This is a genomic window from Actinacidiphila rubida, assembly GCF_900110255.1.
GTDB classification, from domain to species: domain Bacteria; phylum Actinomycetota; class Actinomycetes; order Streptomycetales; family Streptomycetaceae; genus Actinacidiphila; species Actinacidiphila rubida.
Window position 1 is genome coordinate 1 of sequence record NZ_FODD01000098.1, and the last position, 6789, is coordinate 6789.

Here is a 6789-nt window from a genome sequence, read left to right on the forward strand (position 1 = left end):
CCCCTCACGGCGGAAAGCGGTGGGCCCGCCCCCTCGGATGAGGGGGCGGGCCCACCGCTGCTGCCGGGCTCGGCCTGCTGTCGATCAGTGGGTGCCGATCAGTAGGCGGAGTTGACGTTGTCCATCGAGCCGTACCGGTCGGCCGCATAGTTGCACGCGGCGGTGATGTTGGCGACCGGGTTGTAGATGTTCCATGAGGTGCCGGCGACGTGGAACCGCTTGAAGGTGGGGTCGATCACCTGCAGCAGGCCCTTCGAGGGAATGCCGTTGCGGGCGTTGATGTCCCACAGGTTGATCGCCTGCGGGTTGCCGCTGGACTCGCGGATCACATTGCGGTGGATGCCCTCGTAGCTGGCCGGGATGCCCTTGGAGTGCAGGATGTCCAGCGACTGGCGGATCCAGCCGTCGAGGTTGTTGGTGTAGTGCTTCACGGCGGCCTTCGGCGCGGCCTTGGGAGCGGCCTTGACGTGCTGCACCGGAGCGCGCGTGACGGAGCGCGAGACGGCCTTGCTCTGGGTGTGCTCGGCGGCGGCCTTCTTCGCGGCCGGGGCCTGCGCGGCCTTCGCCGCCGGCTTGGCGGCCGGCTTGGCGGCGGGCTTGGCGGCCAGTTCCTTCTTCGGCTGCGGAGCGGCCTTGGCGGTCTTCTGCGTGGCGAGGTCGGTCTTGGCACCGGTCAGGGCGACCGGCTGCTTCAGATTCTGCCCGGCGGTGACGCTGAACCCAGTGGGTGCGTCCGCCGCGGTCGCCGCGCCGGCTCCGGCCGTCGCCGTCAGCCCGGTGACCGTCAGGACGACCGCCGCACCGGCGGCTGCGCCGGCCGTGGTGATCTTCTGCTTCTTGGTCATGCGGTTGAACGTGGCGAGCGTGGGGAGCTTCTTCGGGATCGCGGGGAGCTGCATAACGCTTTTCCTCTTCCGTTGGGGACTCGTGAATTGTTAAGGGTTCGGAATTCGCGGGTCAAAGAGCCCATCTACGGAATCGCCCGTAGATGGGCTCTGAAGGGGACGGGAAGAGGCGTCCCACCCGCTGTACAGAGCGGGAGCGCGCAACGGGCCTTTACTAATCCCTTTCGTATGTGAGGCAGGTTACGTAGACGGGATCACACGGGGCCCCCGCCGCCCTCACGGAAAAGGCAGGGCAAAACCACGGTGGGTGAGCAGAATTGGGCGTCGATATGCCCTGGGGAATAGGCGTGGGCGCGGCGGGCCGGGGCCGGGTCCCGATGGGGGAGCGGCGGAGCGGTGCCGGGAAGCGCACGGCGGTCACGGGCGGGTGCCCGGGCCCGTCATGCGGGGCGTGGGAGAGGCTCAGCCCGCCATCGACTGGGTGCCGAGCACGCCGATCAGCGCCAGGCGCTCGGCGTCCGGCGACCCGGGCTCGGCCGTGTAGACCAGGACCCGCAGGTCGCTGCCCGCCACATGGAGCACGTCGCAGTCCAGGGTCACCGGGCCGACCTGAGGATGGTCCACGGTCTTGCGCCCCGCCTGGCGCCCGGCGACCTCACCCGACTCCCACAGCTCCGCGAACCGGTCGCTGCCCTCCCGGAGCTCCGCGACCAGCCGGCGCACCCGCTGGTCGTCGGGGTAGCGCAGCGCGGTCGCCCGCAGATCGGTGACCTGCAGGACCTCCAGGTCACGCCGCGACCGCGGAGTGTGGCGGACCCGGTTGCCCGAGCCGAGGAAGGTGCGCCACACTGCGTTGCGCTCGCGCCCCTGGTAGTCGCCCATCAACGCGACGTGCTGCGGATTGGCCAGCAGGAGCGTCCACGCCGCGTCCGACACGGCCACCGGCGTCCCGGCCAGCCGGTCCAGCATCCGCTGGACGCTCGGCGGGACGAAGGCCGGGACCGTGCCCCGGCCCGGCGGGATCAGTCCGGCGAGGCGGAACAGGTGCTCGCGCTCGGCCCCGCTGACCCTGAGGGCCCGGCCCAGCGCCTCCACCACCTGCTCGGACGGGTGGACCGCCCGCCCCTGTTCCAGCCGGGTCACGTAGTCGACGGAGATCCCCGCCAGCAGCGCCAGCTCTTCGCGGCGCAGCCCGGGCGCCCTGCGGCGCCCGCCCGGGGGCAGGCCCGCGGCCTCGGGGGACAGCCGGTCCCGCCAGTGCCGCACCGTGCGCCCGAACTCCGTGGTGGCCATGGCACCACTGTGCCCCGCAGCCCCGCCCGCCGGACCCCTCCTTCCTGGTACCCGCGGTCCCAGGAAGGAGGGGACGCTGGCCGGCAGGGCCGCGGGGCGCCACCGTGGAGGCATGACCACCACACTGATCACCGGAGCGAACAAGGGCCTCGGCCACGAGACGGCCCGCCGTCTCGTGGAGGCCGGGCACTCCCTCTATATAGGGAGCCGCGACGCCGTCCGCGGACAGCGGGCCGCCGAACGGCTGGGCGCCCGGTTCGTGCAGCTCGACGTCACCGACGACGCGTCCGTGGCGGCCGCGGTGCGGACCGTCGAGGCCGGCGGGGGACTGGACGTCCTGATCAACAACGCCGGCATCGCGGTCGCGGGCGAGCACGGCGGCGAGCCGGGAGCCGCCGACCTCACCGCCGACGTCCTCCGGCGCACCTTCGAGACGAACGTCTTCGGCGTGGTGCGCGTCACGCACGCCTTCCTCCCGCTGCTCCAGCGGTCCGCGGCCCCCGTCGTGGTCAACGTCAGCAGCTCGCTGGCCTCGCTCGCGGAGGTCACGACGCCCGGCAGCCCCCGCCACGCCTACCCCGGCGTGGCCTACCCGGCCTCGAAGACGGCGGTCAACATGATCACCGTGCAGTACGCGAAGGCGTTCCCCGGAATGCGGATCAACGCCGTCGAACCCGGCTTCACCAGCACCGACCTCAACCGGAACACGGGGCACCAGACCGTCGAGCAGGGCGCGGAGATCATCGTGCGCATGGCCGTGATCGGGCCGGACGGGCCCACCGGCGGCTTCTTCGACGTCAACGGGCCGCTGCCCTGGTGACCCGTGGCAGAGCGGCGGTGACGCCTTGAGGCAACAGACCGTGGCGTCTGGGAAGCGCAGGGCCGGTCCGGACGGTCACGGAGCGGTGAGCGGCTCCCGACCCCGTGTGGCGACCCCGGCCACCCCTGCGACGGGGCAGCGCCCGTGTGCCGCAAGTGACACTTCCCGACCCCCGCACGCCGTCTAAGAAGACCGGCGGACCCGATGAGCGCAGGGCCTGCGGACCACCCCCACGTCCGCCCGCCCCAGACCCGGGTCCGCCGGTCGTCGGCCGGCCCGGAGCCGCGGGCGCCGTCGGCCCAGGAGTCAGGACGGGACGACCGTCCCGCACGCCGTGCCGCTGCCGGCCGCGCCACCGCAGGGCGACGCGGCCGGGTCGATCGGCACGCCGCTGGTCCGCAGCACCTCGCGCAGTTCCAGGATCAGCGGGAAGATCTCGTTGTTCCGGTCCTCGCCCTGCTCGTCCCAGGCGCGCTGCTCGGCCTCGACCGCCATCCGGTCCTCGGCGAAGACCCGCTCGGTGAAGCGCCGCATGAACGGCCAGGCGAGCGTGAGGGCGGCGGCGAACCGCGGCTTGCGGATCATCAACATGCCCTGCACATGGCACGTCCGCTGGGCGGCGTCCACCGGCACGTACGCGACCCACAGGGAGAACGCCGTCTCCGTCTCGCCGTCCGGCACCAACTCCAGCGTCTGGTACGGGTAACCGGTGCGGATCGTGAGGACGTCCGGCGACTCCCGGCCGCCGATCCCCTCGGCCGACAGCAGGCCCGCGCCCCGGTCCTTGCGGCCGCCGTCGGACGTGAACCGGTACCGCGCCTCCACGAATCCCGGCCCGCTCTCGTAACCCAGCAGGTCCGGGCGGATCTTGCCGAGCACCCCGCGGTGCAGGAACTGGTGGTTCATGTCGAGCAGGTTCTCGTGCATGAAGGAGTAGTGGCAGTGCACGGTCCGCGAGAACCGCATCACCTTGTGCGTGCCCGACCTGAGCTGCGGGAACGACGGCAGCGGCGTGGTCGCGGCCTTCGCCGGGTCGCCGGGGAAGACGAACACCAGGCCGCCGGACTCGCGGGTCGGGTAGGCCGTCACGCCGCGCGGCGGGCGCTCGGTCTCCCGCGTCAGGTACGGGATCTGCGAGATGCGGCCGTTCCCCCGGTAGGCCCAGGCGTGGTAGCAGCAGCGCAGCGTCTCGCCCTCGACGACGCCCATGCTCAGCGGCACCTGGCGGTGCGCGCACCGGTCCTCCAGCGCTGCCACGGCGCCCGAGGCGCTGCGGAACACCGCCATGCGCCGGCCCGCGAACGACGCGGCGATCACCTTGTTCGGCGGCACGCTCCGGGACTGCGCGACCGGGTACCAGAAGTCCGGGTCGATGCCGATCCGGCGCAGGTCCGCCGGCCGCGGCGCCCGCCCCTCGTCCTCGGCGAGTGCTGACTCGATCACGTCCTTCTCCCCTCGCGGCTGGCAGGCGTCCGGAGTCGCCTCGGACGATCCCCACCAGCCTCCGTGGTGGGTCCCGTGCCGTCGAACCCGCTGCAGCATCCGGGGGAACCCGCGCCGGTGCGGCCGGGCGGGCCCGGTCGCCGCGGACCCAGGGACCCGGCGTCCCCGGGCCGCGGTGCAGGGCCGGGCGGGGCGGGCGGGCCGTGGTGCGGGGCGGGCCCGCCCAGGAGAGGCTGGACGGCATGTGTCCCTCCTCCGCCCGCCCCGCCCGCGGCGCCGGTGCCCCGCCACCGAGCGGAGGCTCCCGTGCCACGCCGTGACAAGGGCGCGGGCCGCGGAAGCGGTCAGGAGCCGGACATCGAGGCGCTCCTCGACGACCTCTACACCACGCGGCCCCCGGACTTCGTGGCCAGGCGGGCGGAGCTGGCGGCCGCGGCGAAGGACGCCGGGGACGCCGACGGCGCCCGCCGTCTCACCGCGGCACGGCGCCCCACCCTCAGCGCGTGGGCGGCGAACCTGCTGGCGCTGTCCCGCCCCGACGAGTGCCGGCAGTTCCTCGACCTCGGACAAGCCCTGCGCGAGGCCCACCAGCGGCTCGACCGGGCGCAACTCAAGGAGCTGAGCGGTCAGCAGTGGGGTGTGATCGCGGCGATGTCGGTGCAGGCCCGGAGCCTGGCCGGCGAGGCGGGGCACCAACTGTCCGACGCGGCGCAGCGCGAGGTCGAGGCGACGCTGCGGGCGGTGCTCGCCGACCCTGACGCCGCGGACCGATGGGCCGCCGGGCGGCTCCAGAGCCCCCTCACTCCGCCGTCGTCCTTGCCCGCGTCGTCCCTTCCCCCGCCGGCCGTGCCCGCGGCAGCCGCGGCGGGGGAGGGCACGACCACGCCGGGAGCCTCGGCGGACCGCGCCACCCGCAGGCCCGGGACCAAGGCCCCCGCCGTGACGACGCACCGGGACGATCTGGCCGAGCGGCGCCGCGCGAAGGAGGAGCGGCTGGCCCGGGCCCGTGCGAAGGCCGACACGGCGGACCAGCGACTGCGCTCGCAGGTAAAGGAGTTGGCGACCGCCGAGACCGCGCTCGACCGGGCCCGCACCCGCAGGGACCGCGGTCGCGAGCGGGCCGAAGCGGCCGAGCAGCGGCTCCGCAAGGCACACGAGGACCTCGACCGCGCGGACCGTGCGCTGGAGGAGGCCGAGGAGCGGCACCGGGCGGCGGCCGACGAGCACTCCCGGGCCGAACGCGCCGCCCGGGACGCGGCCCGCGAGGTGCAGCACCTCGACGGCCGACGCGGCCGCTGAGGACCGGGCACCGGGACCGCCGGGACCGCCGTCCGTCACCGGGCGAGCGTCGACGTGCCGTCAGCCGCGGACCGCGCCCGCCCGCGCCTGTCGCACGGCTTCCTCGGTGCGGCCGATGACCGCGGTGCCGTCGTCGGCCGTGATGATCGGCCGCTGGATGAGGATCGGGTGATCGGCGAGTGCCTCGATCCAGCGGCCCCGGGTGGATCGGTCGCGGTCCCAGGACGCCATGCCGAGGGCGGCCGCCGCGTCCTCGCCGGTCCTGGCGATGTCCCAGGGCTCCAGGCCCAGCCGCGTCAGCACCTCTTCGATCTCGCGCACCGTCGGCGGCTCGTCCAGGTAGCGCCGCACCGTGTACTCGGCGCCGTCCTCGTCGAGGATCGACAGGGCCGCCCGGCACTTCGAGCACTGCGGGTTGATCCAGATCTCCACGTCATGGTCCTTGCGTAGCGGGGGTGTGGGGGACGACCGGGTCGGAGCGCGGCTCGCGCGCACGCGGGCGCTCCGGAACGAGTGGCGCCGGGTGCCGGAGCCACCGTCCGGCACCGGGCTTACCGATGGCGGCTCGGTCCGCCCGCGGACGGCGACGCCACGGCACGTCCCGGCGGTGCCCCCCCGGCCGGCCCGGCCTCATCCGCGCAGCACCGCCCGGGCCGTCGACAGCGTCTGCTCGGCGTAGCCGCGGCCGAACAGCACGGTGTGGACGAGCAGCGGGAACAGCTGGTGCAGGCCGACGCGGTAGTGCCAGCCGGCGGCCAGCGGCGCGACGCTCTGGTAGCCCTCCACCACCGCGTCCAGGTGGGGGCAGCCGAAGAGGTGGAGCATGGCCAGGTCGCTCTCGCGGTGGCCGCCGTGCGCGGCAGGGTCGATGAGCCAGGCGCGGCCGTCGTCGGCCCACAGCACGTTGCCGTTCCACAGGTCGCCGTGCAGCCGGGCCGGCGGCTCCGCGGGACCCGACAGGTGCGGCAGGCGTGCGCAGACCTCCTCCACGACGGCCGCCTCGCCGGGCCGCAGCGTCCCGTCGTCGACCGCGCGCCGCAGATAGGGCAGCACGAAGGCGTGCTCGGGACCGCCCGGGGGCGGCGCGCC

The 6789-nt window shown here is 74.3% G+C and carries 7 protein-coding genes; 2 read left to right on the top strand and 5 right to left on the bottom strand.

Going from position 1 to position 6789, the window contains the following annotated elements; translation table 11 throughout:
- Positions 1-98: 98 nt before the first annotated feature.
- Both BMW99_RS38705 and BMW99_RS38710 read right to left on the bottom strand, forming a co-directional pair.
- Positions 99-899: a transglycosylase SLT domain-containing protein gene (locus BMW99_RS38705; RefSeq protein ID WP_245791813.1), complete on the bottom strand. Its 801-nt coding sequence runs from the start codon at positions 897-899 to the stop codon at positions 99-101.
- A gap of 408 nt (positions 900-1307) precedes the next feature.
- Positions 1308-2138, bottom strand: a complete 831-nt coding sequence (locus BMW99_RS38710; RefSeq protein WP_069467075.1) for a helix-turn-helix transcriptional regulator — start codon at positions 2136-2138, stop codon at positions 1308-1310.
- A 112-nt stretch (positions 2139-2250) separates the two neighbouring features.
- Between BMW99_RS38710 and BMW99_RS38715 the strand changes: the two genes are divergently transcribed.
- Complete coding sequence (locus BMW99_RS38715; protein ID WP_069467076.1) at positions 2251-2958, top strand: SDR family NAD(P)-dependent oxidoreductase; 708 nt, start codon at positions 2251-2253, stop codon at positions 2956-2958.
- 306 nt (positions 2959-3264) lie between these two features.
- Here BMW99_RS38715 and BMW99_RS38720 read toward each other — a convergent pair whose 3' ends face one another.
- On the bottom strand, positions 3265-4398 hold the full coding sequence (locus BMW99_RS38720; protein ID WP_407640357.1) for a Rieske 2Fe-2S domain-containing protein: 1134 nt from the start codon (positions 4396-4398) through the stop codon (positions 3265-3267).
- A 309-nt stretch (positions 4399-4707) separates the two neighbouring features.
- On the opposite strand from BMW99_RS38720, the gene BMW99_RS38725 reads away from it, so the two are divergent.
- The gene (locus BMW99_RS38725) at positions 4708-5700 is read left to right on the top strand and encodes a hypothetical protein (protein WP_075018413.1); all 993 of its coding nucleotides are present in this window, start codon (positions 4708-4710) and stop codon (positions 5698-5700) included.
- Positions 5701-5760: 60 nt separating this feature from the next.
- Here BMW99_RS38725 and BMW99_RS38730 read toward each other — a convergent pair whose 3' ends face one another.
- Positions 5761-6132 carry an arsenate reductase family protein gene (locus tag BMW99_RS38730; RefSeq protein ID WP_069465963.1) on the bottom strand — a complete coding sequence of 124 codons (372 nt, stop codon included), beginning with the start codon at positions 6130-6132 and terminating at the stop codon, positions 5761-5763.
- A gap of 198 nt (positions 6133-6330) precedes the next feature.
- Positions 6331-6789 (bottom strand): fructosamine kinase family protein (locus BMW99_RS38735; protein ID WP_177226155.1); only part of this gene is annotated, 459 nt, incomplete at its 5' end.

Bases quoted from the DNA above. Each gene is read 5' to 3' on its own strand.
- BMW99_RS38705 (WP_245791813.1), bottom strand. From the start codon at position 899: ATGCAGCTCCCCGCGATCCCGAAGAAGCTCCCCACGCTCGCCACGTTC.
- BMW99_RS38710 (WP_069467075.1), bottom strand. From the start codon at position 2,138: ATGGCCACCACGGAGTTCGGGCGCACGGTGCGGCACTGGCGGGACCGG.
- BMW99_RS38715 (WP_069467076.1), top strand. From the start codon at position 2,251: ATGACCACCACACTGATCACCGGAGCGAACAAGGGCCTCGGCCACGAG.